General features: G+C 67.2%; 13 protein-coding genes. 11 read left to right on the top strand and 2 right to left on the bottom strand.

The window, feature by feature from the left end; translation table 11 throughout:
* Positions 1-4: 4 nt before the first annotated feature.
* The 3 genes from GDR53_RS02280 to GDR53_RS02270 all read left to right on the top strand — a co-directional run bounded on the left by GDR53_RS02280 (position 5) and on the right by GDR53_RS02270 (position 3,230).
* The gene (locus GDR53_RS02280; RefSeq protein ID WP_193336498.1) at positions 5-1,390 is read left to right on the top strand and encodes a sensor histidine kinase; all 1,386 of its coding nucleotides are present in this window, start codon (positions 5-7) and stop codon (positions 1,388-1,390) included.
* Between the two features lie 58 nt (positions 1,391-1,448).
* A complete protein-coding gene (locus GDR53_RS02275) occupies positions 1,449-1,925 on the top strand; it encodes an RT0821/Lpp0805 family surface protein (RefSeq protein ID WP_193336497.1) in 477 nt (158 codons plus the stop codon).
* 87 nt (positions 1,926-2,012) lie between these two features.
* The gene (locus GDR53_RS02270; protein ID WP_193336496.1) at positions 2,013-3,230 is read left to right on the top strand and encodes a hypothetical protein; all 1,218 of its coding nucleotides are present in this window, start codon (positions 2,013-2,015) and stop codon (positions 3,228-3,230) included.
* On the opposite strand, the gene GDR53_RS02265 is transcribed toward GDR53_RS02270, so the two are convergent.
* Together GDR53_RS02265 and GDR53_RS02260 are read right to left on the bottom strand one after the other, a co-directional pair.
* Positions 3,227-5,248 carry an FAD-dependent oxidoreductase gene (locus GDR53_RS02265; RefSeq protein WP_193336495.1) on the bottom strand — a complete coding sequence of 674 codons (2,022 nt, stop codon included), beginning with the start codon at positions 5,246-5,248 and terminating at the stop codon, positions 3,227-3,229. The two genes, GDR53_RS02270 and GDR53_RS02265, sit on opposite strands and share 4 nt — an antisense overlap.
* On the bottom strand, positions 5,245-6,309 hold the full coding sequence (locus GDR53_RS02260; RefSeq protein WP_193336494.1) for a hypothetical protein: 1,065 nt from the start codon (positions 6,307-6,309) through the stop codon (positions 5,245-5,247). Before GDR53_RS02260 ends, GDR53_RS02265 begins: the two co-directional genes overlap by 4 nt.
* A 123-nt stretch (positions 6,310-6,432) precedes the next feature.
* Between GDR53_RS02260 and ccmI the strand changes: the two genes are divergently transcribed.
* The 8 genes from ccmI to GDR53_RS02220 all read left to right on the top strand — a co-directional run bounded on the left by ccmI (position 6,433) and on the right by GDR53_RS02220 (position 17,328).
* The gene (gene ccmI, locus GDR53_RS02255) at positions 6,433-7,557 is read left to right on the top strand and encodes a c-type cytochrome biogenesis protein CcmI (protein ID WP_193336493.1); all 1,125 of its coding nucleotides are present in this window, start codon (positions 6,433-6,435) and stop codon (positions 7,555-7,557) included.
* On the top strand, positions 7,554-8,030 hold the full coding sequence (gene ccmE, locus GDR53_RS02250; RefSeq protein ID WP_232846708.1) for a cytochrome c maturation protein CcmE: 477 nt from the start codon (positions 7,554-7,556) through the stop codon (positions 8,028-8,030). Before ccmI ends, ccmE begins: the two co-directional genes overlap by 4 nt.
* A complete protein-coding gene (locus GDR53_RS02245) occupies positions 8,027-9,997 on the top strand; it encodes a heme lyase CcmF/NrfE family subunit (protein WP_193336492.1) in 1,971 nt (656 codons plus the stop codon). Before ccmE ends, GDR53_RS02245 begins: the two co-directional genes overlap by 4 nt.
* Positions 9,994-10,455 (top strand): cytochrome c-type biogenesis protein, encoded by a 462-nt coding sequence (locus tag GDR53_RS02240; protein ID WP_193336491.1) that lies wholly within the window; start codon positions 9,994-9,996, stop codon positions 10,453-10,455. Before GDR53_RS02245 ends, GDR53_RS02240 begins: the two co-directional genes overlap by 4 nt.
* Positions 10,456-10,586: 131 nt before the next feature.
* Positions 10,587-12,116: a Do family serine endopeptidase gene (locus GDR53_RS02235; protein WP_232846707.1), complete on the top strand. Its 1,530-nt coding sequence runs from the start codon at positions 10,587-10,589 to the stop codon at positions 12,114-12,116.
* A 130-nt stretch (positions 12,117-12,246) separates the two neighbouring features.
* Positions 12,247-12,918: a response regulator transcription factor gene (locus GDR53_RS02230; RefSeq protein ID WP_193336490.1), complete on the top strand. Its 672-nt coding sequence runs from the start codon at positions 12,247-12,249 to the stop codon at positions 12,916-12,918.
* Between the two features lie 4 nt (positions 12,919-12,922).
* The gene (locus GDR53_RS02225; protein ID WP_193336489.1) at positions 12,923-14,365 is read left to right on the top strand and encodes a HAMP domain-containing sensor histidine kinase; all 1,443 of its coding nucleotides are present in this window, start codon (positions 12,923-12,925) and stop codon (positions 14,363-14,365) included.
* Between the two features lie 29 nt (positions 14,366-14,394).
* Complete coding sequence (locus GDR53_RS02220) at positions 14,395-17,328, top strand: bifunctional [glutamine synthetase] adenylyltransferase/[glutamine synthetase]-adenylyl-L-tyrosine phosphorylase (RefSeq protein WP_193336488.1); 2,934 nt, start codon at positions 14,395-14,397, stop codon at positions 17,326-17,328.

Genomic DNA, 17,328 nt, shown 5'->3' with positions numbered 1-17,328 from the left:
CGTCGTGACGCGATCCATGCGCAAGGGCTCGATTGCCGCATCGCTGCTCTGGCTGTCGGCCGGCTGGCTGATCGTGGCGCTGGTGGCCACCGGCTTTTTGCTGACCGACCTCTATTCGCGGGCGCTCGACACCTCGCTGACCGAAACGCTGGACTTCCATATCGAGAGCCTGACCGGGGCGCTGCTGGAAACCGGCGATCCGCAAAGCGACGCCATCGAACTGACCGATCCGCGCTTCGGCCGGCCGCGCTCGGGCTGGTACTGGATCATCCGCGACACCGACGGCACGCTCTACAACCTCTCCCCTTCGGTGGTCGGCATCGACATGCCCGACATTGCCGGCCCGGCCAGCGCCACCGGCCGCGACACCGCCATCACCGACGATGCCTTCGGCACGCGCGTTCGCGTCGTCGAGCGGCGGGTGACAGTGGCCCCCCAGACCTATGAAATCGTCGTCACCGGCAATCTCAGCGAAATCCTCGGCCTCGTCGACGATTTCCGCGGTCAGGCCTTCATCGTGCTGGGCGCGGTGGGGGTGATGCTGGCGGTGATGAGCTTCATCATCGCCCGTTTTGCCCTGCGGCCCATCGACCGGCTGAGTGCCGCCATCGAAAGTGTGCGCGAGGGCGAGAGCGTGGCGGTGACCGGATCGTATCCGCGCGAAATTGCGCCTCTGGCCGAAGAGGTCAACGAATTGCTGGCCTCCAATGCCCAGATCATCGAGCGGGCGCGCAACCAGGTGGGCAACCTGGCCCATGGGCTCAAGACGCCGCTCGCCGTGCTGCGCAACGAGGCCGGGGCGCAAAAGGGCGGCCTCGCCGATGTGGTGCTGGCGCAAAGCGCCAAGATGAGCGCCATGGTCAGCACCTATCTCGACCGCGCCCGGCTGACGGCCCGCACCGACCTGGTCGGCAAGAAGGCCGATGCTGCCCAGGTTCTGCTGCGCCTGAGCCGGGTCATGGCCAAGATCCATCCCGATGTTGCCATCACCCAGCCGCCGATCGATGCCGCTTTGCCCTGGTTCCGCGGCGATGAAGCCGACCTCGAGGAAATGGCGGGCAACCTGCTCGACAATGCCTGCAAGTGGTCTGCCGGACGGGTCGAACTGCGCCTTGATGCAGAACGCGGCACCTCGGGCACCAGCCTGCTGATCCGCATTGACGACGATGGCCCCGGCCTCAGCGAGGCGGACGCGCAAAAAGTGTTGCGTCGCGGTGTCAGGCTGGACGAGAAAACACCCGGCAGCGGCTTGGGGCTCGATATCGTCAAGGAACTGGTGGATGTATACGGCGGCACGCTGACCTTGAAACGCTCGACCTTGGGCGGTTTGCAGGTCGAGCTGCGGCTGCCGACGGCACGCCAGGGCGGGGTGGCCCGGGCTGCAGGCTGACGCACTTTCGCCTTATTGCAACAACATGACGCATCCAACCATCCAGAGGCCTGAAAATATGAACCGCTTCGCCATCCTTGCCACGCCACTGCTCGCCCTGACCCTGGCTGCGTGCAGCAGCACCGGTACGACTCAGGTGGTTCAGGCGCCCGTCGTCGCGGCCGCGCCGCTGTTTGCCGCCCCGATGGTTGCCAGCCCGGCCCAGACCACCCAGCAGGCTTTGGCAACAACGAGTGTGTCGAGCGGCTTTGTCGATGCTGCCGCCGCGGCCCGCATGTCGAGCGCCGACACGGCAGCCGCCAATACCGCCCAGTTCTATGCGCTGCAGTTTGGCCGCCCCGGCGCCCCCCGCGCCTGGACCGGCACTGCCGGCACGTCGGGCTCTGTTGCCGTCGGCCCCTATGTCCGCGTCAACAATCTCGACTGCCGCGACTTCACCCACACCGTCAAGATCGGTGGCCAGGACTTCGTCAAGAAGGGTACTGCCTGCCGCGAGCAGACCGGCAACTGGACCGTCGAAAAAGGCGCTGCATAAACACGATCCTTCGGCTCGGGCAGTAAGGATTATTTACCAACGGCAGATAGGCTTGGGCCAGTATCGCTTCCCAGACCGACTGCTTATATGTCCCAAGCTGCCAATCGATCCGAACCTGCAGTCCCCGCTGCCCGCTCCTCCAGCCGCGCCGCGCGCCCGGTCGTGCGGCCTTTTGCCGGCATGCTCGATGTTGTGGTCGTCGAAGATCCTGCGACATTTTCGTTTCAGGGATCGATTCGGCGCAGCAGCATCGTGGCCGGCTGGACCTGGGTCTATCGTGACCTCTGCGGCGATTTCATTTCGGCCGACGAGATTGCCGATGGCAGCCTGACTGCCGCCGCGCTCGAGCCGCAAATGGCCAAGGTCATGGCGCGGATGAAGGCAGCACTGACTGCCGCCGAGGCCGATCCCGAGGTCGGCCGTCGCCTGCGCGCCATGCTGGGCAGCGACGAAGCTCGCGCCGCCCTGCCGCAATTGCTCAATGCCCTGCGCGGCCGGCCGCTGCTGCCCAAGGCCGTCGCCTTCGGCAAGGCCATCAATGCCATCGGCGAGGATTCCGCCCTGGGCACCGCCCTGCAATCCATGCCGCTCAATGACCAGCCGCTGGCCGCGCTGCTGTTCCATGCCGCCATGGGGCAGATCGCCAATCCGACCCGGCTGATCACCACCGTCATCAAGCTGTCCGGCAATGCCAATGAGCTGTCGGTATCGCGCAGCGGCTTTTCGCCGGTGATCGACGCCATGCTGGCCCATGCGCAAAACCAGATCCATCTGCTGCAGCCCACCGGGCCCTTCGCCGATATCGACCTGGTCTGCCGTGGGCTCGAGCGCTTCCACCGCCTGGTGCGCGCCCTGACCGGCTATATTGAATTCGAACGTGGCAGCCAGTGGGCCGCCGTGCTGTCGGGCCTCACCAAACAGGTGTCCGACCGCATCGAGCCGCGCCTGCGAGAAGTGGTGCCAGATCTCAACCAGGCGCTGCGCCGCGGTCGTGACGCCAGCGCCGACCGTCTCGACGACGATCGCATCCTGGCCGCTATCAACGGCATTTACCTCCTGGCCACGGTGCGCGACTGCCGCGCCTCCATGGCGCTCAATGCCGTGTTCGACCAGGCCTGGAGCCAGTCGGGCGAGGCGCTGGAAATGCAGCTGCAGCGCAATCTCGAGCTGATCCGCCAGAACCCGGCCGATCCGGTGATCGCCGCCCGCCTCGACGCCGGCATCAAGATGGCCGAAGTCCGCTTCAATCCCGAATATGCCGAAACCCTGCGGCGCGCCCGCGCCTCGGCCGAACGCACCAGCTAGCCAGCTTTCCCGTCCCAGGTTGCCAGCAGCCGTATGGCGGTGGCGCGACCGGGCTCGCGCACGACCAGTCTCTGCTCGACCCGGACATGGCTGGCGGCGATCAGCGCGACGGCACCGGCCTCGGTCTGGCGCAGCACCACCCCGATGGCACCCAGCGGATCAAGACTGTCCACATTAGCCTGGATGAGCGCGCCCGGCTCAAGCAAACGGGCTTCATCGGGCGCAATCAGCCACAATTGCGCGTCCGCGCCAAACCGCCCGCTCAGGAAGTCCGGCACCAGCGGCGGCGCGGGCAGGGGAACGAGCGCTGACGCATTGACCGCCGCAGTCGCCATGGCGACCATGGCCACCCGCTCCCGCGCCACGGCCCCGGCGCGTTCGGGCGCGATCAGGCCCAGCTGCACGCCGGCGGCGATATCACTGCAGGTCAGGGCCAGCGGTCCGTCCGCCAGCGCCCATGCGACTGTGCGCCGGGCCCAGGGTAACCGCTCGGACCAGCGCAACGGCAGCGCCGCCGGTCGCACCACGCCACTGCGTTCCGCATCGAGGAAAGCGGCCCCGCCGCCCCCAACCGGCGCCGGCGCCACGGGCGTTGCGCCATCGCGGCTTTCATAGATCGGATCGACTTCCAGTTCGGTGACAGCCGCCTCGGGCCGGCCGAGCAGGCGATCAATCGCCGCCGCCCCGCTTGCCAGACAGGCGTGATGGCCGCGATGACCCGCGGCATTGCCCGCCAGCACCAGGCCGTCGGGGCCATGGCTGGCCGTCAGCACCTGCGCCTCGGCGTTCCACACACTGGTGCCGCCGGCCATGTGCCACAGGTCAAGCGCCGGTTGCCAGCCGCCGCAAAGGATGAGGCGATCGGCAGTGAGCAGGGGCTCGTCGCGGCTGAACCGGTCGACGCGCAGATGCGGGGCGACGGTCAGGCCGCGGCCCTGGGGACCCGGCCGCGCCTCGACGAGGCTGGTGCCCGCTGCCAGGGTGATGCCATAGGCCTTGGAATATTCGATGAAGCGCGACTGCGGCTGGGTGCGGCTGTCCATGATGCGCGGCACGGCAATACCGGCATCGCGCGCCAGCATGGCTAGCCGATAGGCGACATTGCTGGCTGTCGCAACCAGCGCCGACTGGCCGCACCAGACCCCGTAATGCTGGGCCAGGTCATAGGCTTCCCGCACCCCGACCGTACCGGGCAGCCGGTTGCCGGCAAAGACCGGCAGCCGCTCGCTGGCGCCGGTGGCCAGCACGATGTAACGGGCGTGCAGTTCCGTCACGCGGCCGGTGGGTTGCCCATCTGTCGTATCGGTAATGTGGACACGCACCGCGCCCGGCCTTGCGGCAAACACTGCCGCGCGGGTGAGCACGGTAATGGCGCCGGAGCCGGCAATGGCGGTGCCCAGCCGCAACAGGCTGGCATCGGCGGTTTCTTCGCCCTCCAGCGTGCCGAACAGCTGGGCGCTGCCGCCCAGCCGGGCCGCCGCCTCGAGCAGGATGACGCGCAACCCGGCCTGGGCTGCCGCCACCGCTGCGGCCATGCCCGACACGCCGCCGCCCACCACGATCAGATCGGCCGGCGCCTCAAGGGTGCCGAGGCTCTCCATGTAGGGCAGGGGCGGGGCGGCGCCTTCGCTCAGGTCCAGCCCCAGCGTATCGCGCGGCCGCAGCACGCGGCGCAGTCCCGCCAGCCAGGCCGGCCGCTTCTGGTGCGGCAGCGTCACATAATCCGCGCCGGCGGTCGCCGGGGTTCGGGCCATGGCCAGCGCCTGCTGCGGGTCATGCGCCAGCGACGAGGGCAGGATGGAGGGCGCAAAGCGGCTCGACAGCGCGACAGGCCCGTCGCCCCGCCGGCCGATCCTGTCCACACCGGCTGCCAGCACGGCGCTGAGCACGCTGTCGCCGACAAAGCCATGGATGACGCGCCCGTCGAGGCGGAACTGCAGCGGCTGGGCGCGGTCGATGGCACTGCCGGCAAAGGAGCCGGCGGTCTCAGCCGCGAGGCGATTGGGCTGTCCCCTCATGGCATGGCTCCGATGTCGCTGACCGGGGCCATGCCGCCATCGCGATTGACCAGACGCGCGCCGCACCAGGCGTTTTCCGCCGGACTGGCCACCCCGCACAGCCAGCGCGCCAGGGCCGGAGCCAGAAACGCCCCGACAGGGCCGAAGCCGGCCAGGATATCGGGCCCCACGCCGCCCACGCGGCCCAAAGCCGGGGCGCCGTCACGGGTGCTGACGCTGACAATGCTGGCCTGACCCGCCTGTTCGAAGGCATCGGGCAGGCCGAGCAGCACGCCCAACTGACCCGCCAGGCCGACAATGTCGCCCTTGCCCTGGCCCAGCACGCCGCCTTCCTGCTGCTGCTGCAGCACGATGCCGGCATCGAGCGCCAGCATTACCGGGGCCGCGATGGGTGGCACGGGCCGGGTGAGAATGAGGCTGGCGTCCTGCCGGTGCAGCAGCGCCGGCCAGGCGAAGTCGGGCACATGGTTGAGGATGGCCGCGTCATCGGCCAGCAGCGTCTGGCCGATCTCGATGCGCGCGTCCTCCAGTGTCACCACCGCCCTTCCGTCGCCGGCGACGTCTATGATCATATCCGGATCGAGCCGCCGCACCCCCAGCTGGACCAGCCAGCGATCCAGCGCCGGCTCCAGTACCGGCCGGTTCAGCAGGACGGCATCGCGCAGCACCAGGCCTTCGCGGTCGGGACCCATTCTGTGCAGCGGCAGCCGCTCGGCGGCGAGACCGAAGCCTGCCGCCATATGCCGGATATGGCCCAGAGCCGCCTGACCCCATGCCTGATCGGCAAACAGGATCGGGTCGAGTCGCCTCAGGACCCCGCGCGTGCCGATCCGGCGCAGCAGCCGCGTGGTTTCCGGCACGGTGGCGGCCAGCAGCGCCCAGCTCTCCGGCCGGGTGATCGCCCCCACCGACAGATGCATGCCCGGCCGCACGCGCCGGCCCGCCAGGTGCCGGGCCTGCAGCAGCACGGTTTTGCCATGGCGCGAGGCCAATAGGCCGGCCAGCAGGCGCGCCAGCGGCGAGCTGCCGATGATCAGGAAGTCGGCCTTGAGCTGGCTCATGCGCCGGCGCCTGCCTGTGGCAATGCGTCCCCTGTTCCGGGCGCTGTCCGGGTAGTTTTCCGCCGCATTCCGGTTATAGATGGAACCCAGTTGCGCCATGCCGGCGCCCAGCATCCGGGACCCATGATTTTCTGGTTTATCGCCATCGCTGTTACCGCCATTGCGTGCGCTGCCCTTGTTTACGCAGCCGGCCCGCGGACGGTCAACGCAACGCGAGCGGAAATGGCCGGTAGCAATGACCAATTCGCCCTTGTGCTGGCCGGCATTGACGCGGACCTTGCCGCCGGCAAGCTCGAAGAGGCCGATGCGCTGGCCGCCAAGGCCGAGCTCGCCCGCGAAATCCTGCGCCTCAAGGCCGAAAGCCGGCCTGCCACCGGGCCCCGCCCCGAACTGGGTCGCACGCCCTTGCTGGCCGGGCTCGGCGCCATGGCCATTCTCGCCCTGGCGCTCTACGCCATGCTGGGCAGTCCGGACCTGCCATCGCAGCCGCTGGCCACGCGCGCCATGGCCGAAAGCCCCGATCCCCTGGCCGCTGGTGGTCTTGACCTCGATGCCGCCATTGCCCGCATCGAAACCGCCCTTGCAGACAATCCCGATGACCTGCGCGGCTGGACGGTAATCGCCCCGGCCTATCTCCAGATCGGCCGCTATGCCGATGCCGCCAATGCCTATGGCCGCATCATCGCGCTGTCTGTGCCGACGCCCGACCTTCAGACGCGGCAGGCCGAAGCCCTGCTGCTGGCGGCAGAGGGCGCCGGCTCGCCTTCCGCCATGACCCTGCTGCGCGCCGCCGCGCAGAGCGATCCGCGCCATGTCATGTCGCGGCTCTATCTGGCATCCGAACTGACCCGGCAGGGGGAATTCACTGCCGCCGTCGACGCCTGGAATGCCGCGCTGGCGCTGTCGGTCGGCGACGAGCCCTGGCTGGCCTCGGCCCGGCAGGGCCTGGCCGTGGCGCAGAATGACGGCGCGGTTCCGGCCGGCGCCCCGGCCCAGGCCTTCAGCGCCGAGGAAACCGAGATGATCGGCCAGATGGTCACCGGCCTTGCCAGTCGACTGGCCGCCAGCGGCGGCTCCGTCGAGGAGTGGACCCAGCTGGTGCGCGCCTATCTGGTGCTCAACGACAAGGCCAAGGCCCAGGCCGCCTTTGACGCCGCCGTCGCCGCTTATCCCCAGGCCTTCGACCGGGGCGATCTCGATACCATTGCGCTCGAAGCCGGCCTCACCATCACGGGAGCTCAACCATGACCATGCCCATCGGCGTTCGCAAGGCCCGCTGGAGCCGCAAACAGAAGCGGCTGGCGGTGATCGGCGGGCTGGCGCTGGTGCTGGCGCTGGCCACCACCCTGGTGCTGGTCGCCCTGCGCGACCAGATCGTCTTCTTCTATTCGCCCTCCGACATCATCGCCCGCGAGGTTGCCGTGGGCCAGCCGATCCGCCTGGGCGGCCTCGTCAAGGAGGGCAGCTGGCTGCGCGACGGCCAGGACAATACCTTTGTCGTCACCGATGGCGCCACCGACGTCACCGCCCATTATGCCGGCCTGCTGCCCGACCTGTTCCGTGAAGGGCAGGGGGTGGTCGCCGAGGGCAGCATGGGCCCCGATGGTGCGTTTACCGCGACCAATGTGCTGGCCAAGCATGACGAGAACTACATCCCCAAGGAAGTCGTTGACGCGCTCAAGGCGAGCGGCGAATGGCGGCCGGAGACGGCCACGCCATGAGCATTGAACTCGGCCACTTCGCCCTCATCCTCGCCTTTGCCATTGCTACCATGACCACGGTTGGCGGTTATGTGTTCTGGCGCTCGGGCACGCGCATCGCCATGGTGCTGAGCCAGGCCGCCGTGCTGCAGTTCGTGCTGGTGGCGGTAGCCTTCCTGGCGCTGATCCAGGCCTTTGTCACCTCCGACTTCTCGCTGCTGCTGGCCGTCAACAATTCCCATTCGCTCAAGCCGCTGATCTTCAAGATCTCCGGGGTGTGGGGGAACCACGAAGGCTCGCTGGTGCTGTGGATCTTCATCCTGGTCACCTTCGGCGCCATGGTCGCCGCCTTCGGTCGTCGCCTGCCCGATGACCTGCTGACCCTGGTCCTGGCCACCCAGAGCATGCTGACCGCCGCCTTTGTCGGCTTTACCCTCTTTACGTCCAATCCCTTCGTCCGGGTCTTTCCCGCGCCGCTGCAGGGTAATGACCTCAACCCGGTGCTGCAGGATATCGGCCTCGCCATTCATCCGCCGCTACTCTATGCCGGCTATGTCGGCTTTTCGATCTGCTTCTCCTTTGCCATCGCCGCGCTGATTTCCGGCCGCATCGATCAGGCCTGGGCCCGCTGGGTGCGGCCCTGGGCCATGCTGAGCTGGATCTTCCTCACCCTGGGCATCGCCATGGGTTCCTACTGGGCCTATTATGAGCTCGGCTGGGGCGGCTGGTGGTTCTGGGATCCGGTGGAAAATGCCAGCTTCATGCCCTGGCTGGCCGGCACCGCCTTGCTGCATTCGGCCCTGGTGATGGAAAAGCGCAATGCGCTCAAGATCTGGACGGTCTTCCTCTCGATCATCACCTTTTCGCTGTCGCTGCTGGGCACGTTCCTGGTGCGCTCGGGCATCCTGACCTCGGTACATACCTTTGCCAGCGATCCCACGCGCGGCCTTGTCATCCTGACCCTGCTGGCGCTGGTCATCGGCGGCGCCTTCTTCCTGTTTGCCCTGCGGGCATCATCCCTGCGCCAGGGCGGCCTGTTCGCCCCGGTCAGCCGCGAAGGCGCGCTGATCCTCAACAACCTGTTCCTGGCCACGGCCATCGGCGCCGTGCTGGTCGGCACGCTCTATCCGCTGCTGCTCGACGCCCTGATGGGTACCTCCATTTCGGTGGGCGCGCCCTTCTTCAACCTGACCTTTGGTGCGCTGATGGCGCCACTGCTGCTGGTGCTGCCCTTTGGTCCATTGCTGGCCTGGAAACGCGCCGATGTGCTCGCCGCGGCGCAGCGCCTGATGTGGGCGGCAGCGCTGGCGATCTTTTTCACCATCCTGATCTCGGCTTTGGGCGGGGTATCCATCTCGCTGGCCCCGCTGGGCCTGCTGCTCGGCTTCTGGGTCGCTTTCGGTGCCTTTGCCGAGCTGGTCGAGCGTACGCGGCTGGGCCGCCTGCCGGTGCAGGAAAGCTGGCGGCGCCTGGTGGGTCTGCCCCGCTCGGCCTTTTCTACCGCCCTGGGCCATTTCGGCATGGGCGTCACGGTGCTGGGCATCGTCGCCACCAGCGCCTGGGAAACCGAGCGGGTCACCACGCTCAATCCGGGCGAGACCACCGAACTGTCGGGCTATACCATTGCCTTTGACAGTTTCGAACAGGTGCCGGGCCCCAATTTCCTTGCCGATGAGGGGCATTTCACCATCACCGCGCCCGACGGCAAGACGCGCACCACCATGGCCGACCGCCGCACCTATGTGGCCAGCGGCATGCCCACCACCGAGGCGGCGATCGAAACCTACGGCTTTTCCCAGCTCTACCTGCAGCTGGGCGAGCCGCTCGACGACACCCATATCGTGCGCGTCTGGCACAAGCCCTACATCACCCTGATCTGGCTGGGCGCGCTGCTGATGGCGCTGGCCGGCGTCATCTCGCTGACCGACCGCAAGGTGCGCGTCGGCGCCCCGCGCCGCGCTGCCAGGGCCACGGTGGCCGCGCCATGAGCTGGTTGCGTGCGCTCATGCTGGCCATGGCGCTGCTGCTCAGTGGCAGCGCCCTGGCCGTCAGCCCTGACGAGGTGCTGAGCGATCCGGTGCTGGAACAGCGCGCCCGCGATCTCTCGGCCGGGCTGCGGTGCCTAGTCTGCCAGAATCAGTCGATCGACGACAGCGATGCCGAACTGGCCCGGGATCTGCGCCTGCTGGTGCGCGAGCGTCTGGTCGCCGGCGATAGCGACGAAGCGGTGCAGCAATATCTGGTCGACCGCTATGGCGAGTTCGTGCTGCTCAACCCCCGGGTCAACGGTCACACCGTACTGCTCTGGATTGCCGCACCAACCCTGCTGCTGGCTGGACTGCTGGTGCTGCTTTTGCAGGGACGTCAGCGAAGCACCGCGCCCGAGCCGGAGGCCCTGAGCCCCGAGGAACAGGCCGCGCTCGACGCCCTCGATCCGCCACATTAGCGCCGACGCTGCCACAATGCTGGCGTGAACATTGCCAAACCTTAATGTGACTGCAACCTGCCAGCAAGCTGGGCTGTTGCATAAGAGGCCCACAAGCTGTTGAGGGCTTGTCCGAAGGAGAAGAATTCGCGATGCGTTCATCCATCATGAAGCGTACCGGTCGCTGGCTCGGGGTTTCGGCCCTGGCGCTGCTGATTGGTATTGGCGGTGTTTCGACCGCCTATGTCATTACCGGCCAGGCCGCCAATGCCCAGGTGCAGAACGCGGCGCAGATCGTCGTGCCCGATGCCATCCAGCCCCATGCCGGCTTTGCCGACCTGGTGGAGGCGGTCAAGCCAGCCGTGGTCTCCATCCTCGTTGAAGCCCAGGAAGCCGGCAGCCCGATGCAGCGCGGCGGTCGCCAGTTCGACTTCAACTTCCCCGACCTGCCTGAAGGCCACCCCTTCCGCGATTTCCTTGACCAGTTCGGCGAAGACGGCCAGGGCCCGCGCGGCGATGGTCCCGGCGCCAAGCCCCGCCAGTACATGGCGGCCGGCTCGGGCTTCGTGATTTCGGCTGACGGCTATGTCGTCACCAACAACCACGTCGTCGAAGACGCGACCAAGGTGACTGTCGTGTTCGATGACGGCACCGAAACGGAAGCCACCATTGTCGGCACCGACGAGCGCACCGATCTGGCCGTGCTCAAGATCGAGGGCACCGATCTGCCCTTCGTGCAGTTCGAGACCGAATCCAGCCGCGTCGGCGACTGGGTCGTGGCCGTGGGCAATCCCTTCGGCCTAGGCGGCACTGTCACCGTCGGCGTGATTTCGGGCGAGGGCCGCAATATCGGCGGCTCCAGCTATGGCGATTTCCTGCAGATCGACGCGGCTGTCAATACCGGCAATTCCGGTGGTCCGGCCTTCAACACCAAGGGTGAAGTGGTCGGCGTCAATACCGCCATCTATTCGCCCAATGGCGGCAATGTCGGCATCGCCTTTGCCATCCCGGCCGCCACGGTCAAGGGCATTGTCGACCAGCTGATCAATGACGGCTCGGTGACCCGCGGCTATCTCGGCGTGTCCATCCAGGACGTGACGCGCGACATCGCCGATGGTGTTGGCCTGGCCGATGCCAAGGGCGCCATCGTGCGCGAGCCGGCCTCTGACGGCCCTGCCGGTGCTGCCGGCGTCAAGTCGGGCGACATCATCACCGCCGTCGATGGCGACCCCATCGATGACGCGCTCGACCTCAGCCGCACCATTGCCGGCAAGGCGCCCGAATCCACCGTCGAGCTGACCATCTGGCGCGACGGGGCCGAGACCACGCTGTCGGTCCAGCTGCAGACCCTCACCGAGGAAGCTGCCGCCCCCGAACAGCCGGCTCAGCCCATGCCGCCGGCTGAACTGCCCGGCAAGTCCAGCGTCGGCCTGACCCTGGTGCCCAATGCCGATGGTTCGGGCGGCCTGCTGATCCAGGACGTCGAGGAAGACTCCGCCGCGGCCGAAAAGGGCCTGGCCATTGGCGACACCATCGCCGAGGTCAACAACACGCCGGTGGCAACGCTTGACGAGTTCGAGGCAGCCATCGCCGCTGTCAAGGAAGCGGGGCGCAACACCGCCCTGATCAAGGCCAGCCGCGATGGCGAAGCCCGCTTCATCGGCCTGCCGCTGAGCGAGTAATGATCCTGGCCAGGGCAGCGCGCTGCCCTGGCCACACCCGCCTCTTGCCCCTTCGGGCAGAGGGGACTAGATGCCCGACATGCTGCACCCGCGCAGCCGCGCGTCGTTCACATTAGCCTTGGGGGCTCCGGTGAAGATTCTGCTGATCGAAGACGACCGGGAAGCCGCCAGCTATCTGATGCAGGCGCTCGACGAGGCCGGCCATATCACCCACCACGCCGCCGATGGCGAAACCGGCTATGCCATGGCCTCGGGCATGGATTACGACGTGCTCATCGTCGACCGCATGCTGCCGCGCCGCGACGGTCTTTCCATTGTCGAATCGCTGCGCGCCGAAGGTGACCAGACCCCCGTGCTGATCCTGTCCGCCCTGGGCGAGGTCGATGATCGGGTGACCGGGCTGCGCGCCGGTGGCGACGATTACCTCACCAAGCCCTATGCCTTTGCCGAGCTGCTCGCCCGCGTCGAGGTGCTGGCGCGCCGCTCCAGCCCGTCGGAAGCCGCCACCAGCTATGCCGTGGGTGGGCTGAGCCTCGATCGTCTGTCCCGCAAGGTCGAGCGCGATGGCGAGGCCATCCTGCTGCAGCCGCGCGAATTCCGCCTGCTCGAATATCTGATGAAGAATGCCGGCAAGGTGGTGACCCGCACCATGCTGCTCGAAAATGTCTGGGACTATCATTTCGACCCCCAGACCAATGTCATCGACGTCCACATGTCCCGCCTGCGCTCCAAGATCGACAAGGGCCATGCCAGCCCCTTGCTGCACACGGTGCGCGGCGCCGGCTACATGATCCGCGAGTAGGCCCGTGCTCCGGTTCAGCCGCTTCGCCCAGCTCTGGCGCACCTCCACCGTCCGCCTAACGGCGACCTTCATCCTGATCTTCTGCCTGTTTTCCATCCTACTGCTCGGCTTTATCGGCTGGCAGTCGAGCGTCTCGATCCAGCGCCAGCAGGCCGACGAGATCGACCGGGAAGTGCGGGCGCTGCAGCGCATCGATGCCAATCAGGGCGTGCGCGCCCTGGCCTTCGCCGTCGACCGCATTTCGCGCTCGCCCGGCCCGGGCGTCTACTATCTGGGCGACGCCACCGGCCAGTACCTGCTGGGCAATGTCACCGACGTGCCCGTCGAGGTGCTGCTGACGCCGGGCACCTATGGCTTTGACTATGAGCGTGCCGATGCCCTCACCGAATCCCCCGACCAGCTCGAGGGCCGCATGCCGCCGCCGCCTAATGCCGGCTATGCCGTGGTGCGCTCGGTGGAGCTGAGCAATGGCATGCGCCTGGTGGTCGGGCGCGACGTGGTCGAGCGGCGCGGCTTTTCCGCCATCATCGTGCAGAGCTTCCTGCTCGGCGTGCTCGGCATCATCTTCTTTTCCCTTATTGCCGGCGGCATCACCGCCCAGCGCGTGCTGCGCCGCATCGACGCCATCCGTGATACGTCCACCAAGATCATGTCGGGCAACCTCTCCGAACGCGTGCCCGTCACCAAGCGCAACGATGAGTTCGATGGCCTGGCCACCAACCTCAATGCCATGCTCGACCGCATCGAGCAGCTGCTACAGGGGCTCAAGGAGGTCACCGACAATGTCGCCCACGATCTCAAGACGCCGCTGACCCGGTTGCGCAACCAGGCCGAGTCGGCTTTGCGCGAGGGTGCCAGCGACCAGTCGCGTCAGCAGGCGCTCGAAACCACCATTGCCGAGAGCGACCGGCTGATCCAGACCTTCAATGCGCTGCTGATGATCGCCCGCGTCGAAGCCGGCGCCCCTTCCGGCGCGCTCAGCGATATCGATGTCAGCACCATCGTCGCCGATGTCGCCGAGCTTTACGGCCCCGTGGCCGAAGACGAGAACATCCTGGTCGAGACCGCCATTGTCCCGGGCGTGCACCTGCGCGCCAATCGCGAGCTGATCGGTCAGGCCATGGTCAACCTGCTCGAAAACGCCGTCAAATATGCCCGGCCCGAGGGCCAGGGGCAGGGACAGGCGCAGGGGCGCATCATGGTCGGCCTGCGCCAGGCCGGCACCCGCGTGCTGATCGAGGTGGCCGATAACGGTCCCGGCATTGCCGAGCCCGACCGCAAAAGGGTGATCGAGCGTTTTGTCCGGCTGGAAAAGAGCCGCTCCGACAATGGGTCCGGCCTCGGCCTGTCGCTGGTCAATGCCGTGGCAAGGCTGCATGGCGGCGAGTTCCGCGTCGAGGACAATGCACCCGGCGTCCGCGCCGTGATCGATCTGCCCGCCGCCTAGCACTATCCCCGCCGCCTCGGCGAACGGATGTGACTTGCCCCGACCTTGCCCCGCTGGGGCCGCCGCGCTATCGCTTTGGCATGGTGACAAAGCTCAATGCCCTCCCGACGATCGACATGCCGGTCTTTGCTGCTTGGATGGGGCAGTTGCCAGGGGCCCAGAGTGCCGCGCTCATCAAGAGCAGCGCCGCCATTGGGCCGCTGCTGGAATCGGCGCCCTATCTGCTTGGCCTGGCCCAGGCCAATGTCGACTGGCTGATTGCCGCGCTGCGGGACAATCCGGATGGCGCCCTCATCGATATCCTGGCCACGGTCGATGCGGCAGGCGCGTCCGCCGCCGATGAAGCCGCGCTCGGCCCGGTGCTGCGCATTGCCAAGGGCCGCACGGCCCTGATCGCCGCCATAGCCGAGACCGGCGGCGCCTGGACCACCGCCCAGGCCACGGCGGCGCTTTCTGACCTGGCCGATGCCGCCCTCGACGCCGCGCTGAACCTGCTGATGCGCCAGGCTTCGGAAAAGGGCCTGCTGACGCTGCCACCCGAAGACGCTACCGCGGCCAATTCCGGCCTCGCCATCTTTGCCCTAGGCAAGCATGGCGGCCAGGAGCTCAACTACTCCTCCGACATCGACATCGTGGTGTTCTACGATCTCGAAAAAGGCGTGCTCAAGGATCCCGAGGAGGCTACCAAGACCTATTCGCGCATGGTGCAGAAGCTGGTCGGGCTGATGGAGGACCGCCAGACGCATGGCTATGTGTTCCGCACCGACCTGCGCCTGCGCCCCGACCCGGGCTCGACCCCGGTCGCCATCTCCTTTGATGCCGCGCTCGCCTATTACGAAAGCCGCGGCCAGAACTGGGAACGCGCCGCCTGGATCAAGGCCCGGCCCTGCGCCGGTGATCGCCAGGTCGGCCATTCCTTCCTCAAGGAACTGGCGCCCTATATCTGGCGCAAGCATCTCGACTTCGCCACCATTGCCGACATCCAGGCCATGAAGCGGCAGATCAATATCGCCAAGAATGTCGGCGATATCCGCGTCGAGGGCCACAACGTCAAGCTGGGCCGCGGCGGCATCCGCGAGATCGAGTTCTTCACCCAGACCCAGCAGCTGATCGCCGGCGGCCGCGACAAGACGCTGCGCGTCAAGCCGACTGCCCATGCCTTGGCCGCTTTGGCCGACGCCAACTGGATTACCCCGCGCGCCGCCACCGAGCTGACGCAGACCTACTGGTATCTGCGCGCCGTGGAAAACCGGCTGCAGATGCTTGCCGACGAGCAGACCCATGTGATGCCGGCCACGCCCGCCGAGGTCGCCGTCATCGGCCGGCTGATGGGCCAGGCAGACCTGCGCGCCTTCGAGATCGACTATCGCTCGGCGCTCGAACGCGTCGCGTCCTACTATGCCGAGCTGTTCACCGAAGGCGAGACGCTGGGCAGCGGCACCGGCAACCTGGTCTTTACCGGCAGCGACGATGATCCGGGCACGCTCGAAACTCTTACCACCATGGGCTTTGCCGACGCTTCCAAGGTCATCGAGACCGTGCGCAAATGGCACTATGGCGGCTATCCGGCGACCCGCGCCGCCGCGGCGCGTGGCCACCTGACCGAGCTGTTGCCGGCGCTGCTGACCACGCTGAGCAATGCCGGCAATGCCGACGAGGCGCTCGCCAAGTTCGACAATTTCCTGTCCCGTCTGCCCACTGGCGTGCAGCTCTTCGCTTTGCTGCGCAACCACCCCAATCTGCGCACCCTGCTGGTGCAGTTGATGGCCTCGGCGCCGCGCATGTCCGAGGCGGTGATCCACCGCGCCCATGTCATGGACGGGCTGATCGACCCGGCCTTTGCCAATGACGTCACCCATCGCGACGTGCTGGTCGCCAAGGTCGATGCCTTCCTCGCCGATGCCCGCTCCTATGAGGAAGTCATCGACCGCGCCCGCATCATCGGCCAGGAGCAGAAATTCCTCATCGCCGCCGGCCTGCTCTCGGGCACGGTGGAGGCGCGCGGGGCAGGGGAACAGTTCACCGCTTTGGCCGAGACCCTGCTCAACCGCCTGTTCGGCAGCGTGCGCACCGAGTTCGAGCGGCGCCACGGTGTCCTGGCGGGCGGCAAGGTGGCGCTGCTGGCCTTCGGCAAGATGGCCAGCCGGGAAATGACCGTCGCCTCCGACCTCGATTTCATCCTGCTCTATGACGCGCCGGACGGGGAATCCGATGGTGCCAAGCCGCTCAGCACCAATCAGTACTATACCCGCCTGACCCAGCGCCTTGTCGCCGCCATCACCGCGCCGACCGCCGAGGGCGTGCTCTACGAGGCGGACATGCGGCTGCGCCCATCGGGCAATGCCGGGCCGCTGGCGACGAGCCTGAGCGGCTTTACCTCCTATCACCGCGACAATGCCTGGACCTGGGAACATCTGGCGCTCACCCGCGCCCGCGTCGTGCTGGCCCATGACAGCTTTGGCTTTGTCGTTGATGCTGCCATTACCGAGGTCATGTCGCGCCCGCGCGATGCCGCCAAGGCCATCAACGACGTGGTGACCATGCGCGCCCTGATGGCCAAGGAACGGCCGGCCCGGCACGCCTTCGATCTCAAGATGGCCCAGGGTGGGCTGGTCGACCTCGAATTCATCGCCCAGTCGGCGCAATTGGTGGCTGGGCTCGACATCGCCTTGCCGCAGGCGGCCACGGCGCCGGTACTGCTGCGCCTCGGGGCGCTGGGCCTGGTGCCCGATGGCGCCAGGTTGGCGGAAATCCACCGCACCTATGCCACCGTGCTGCAGGTGATGAGTTCAGCCCTGATCCACCCGCTCAAGGACGAGCCCTGGCCGGACGCCTTCAAGGAATTGCTGGCCGGCCTGACACATTATCCCGATTTCGGCCGGCTCGAACTCGACCTGGCCGCCATGCGCGCCGAAGTCACTGCGGCCGCGGCCGCCTGGTACGACAAGGCACGCACGCTTTAA

The sequence above is a fragment of the Devosia beringensis genome (assembly GCF_014926585.1).
GTDB lineage: Bacteria > Pseudomonadota > Alphaproteobacteria > Rhizobiales > Devosiaceae > Devosia > Devosia beringensis.
This window is presented reverse-complemented; position numbering and strand designations above follow the sequence as displayed.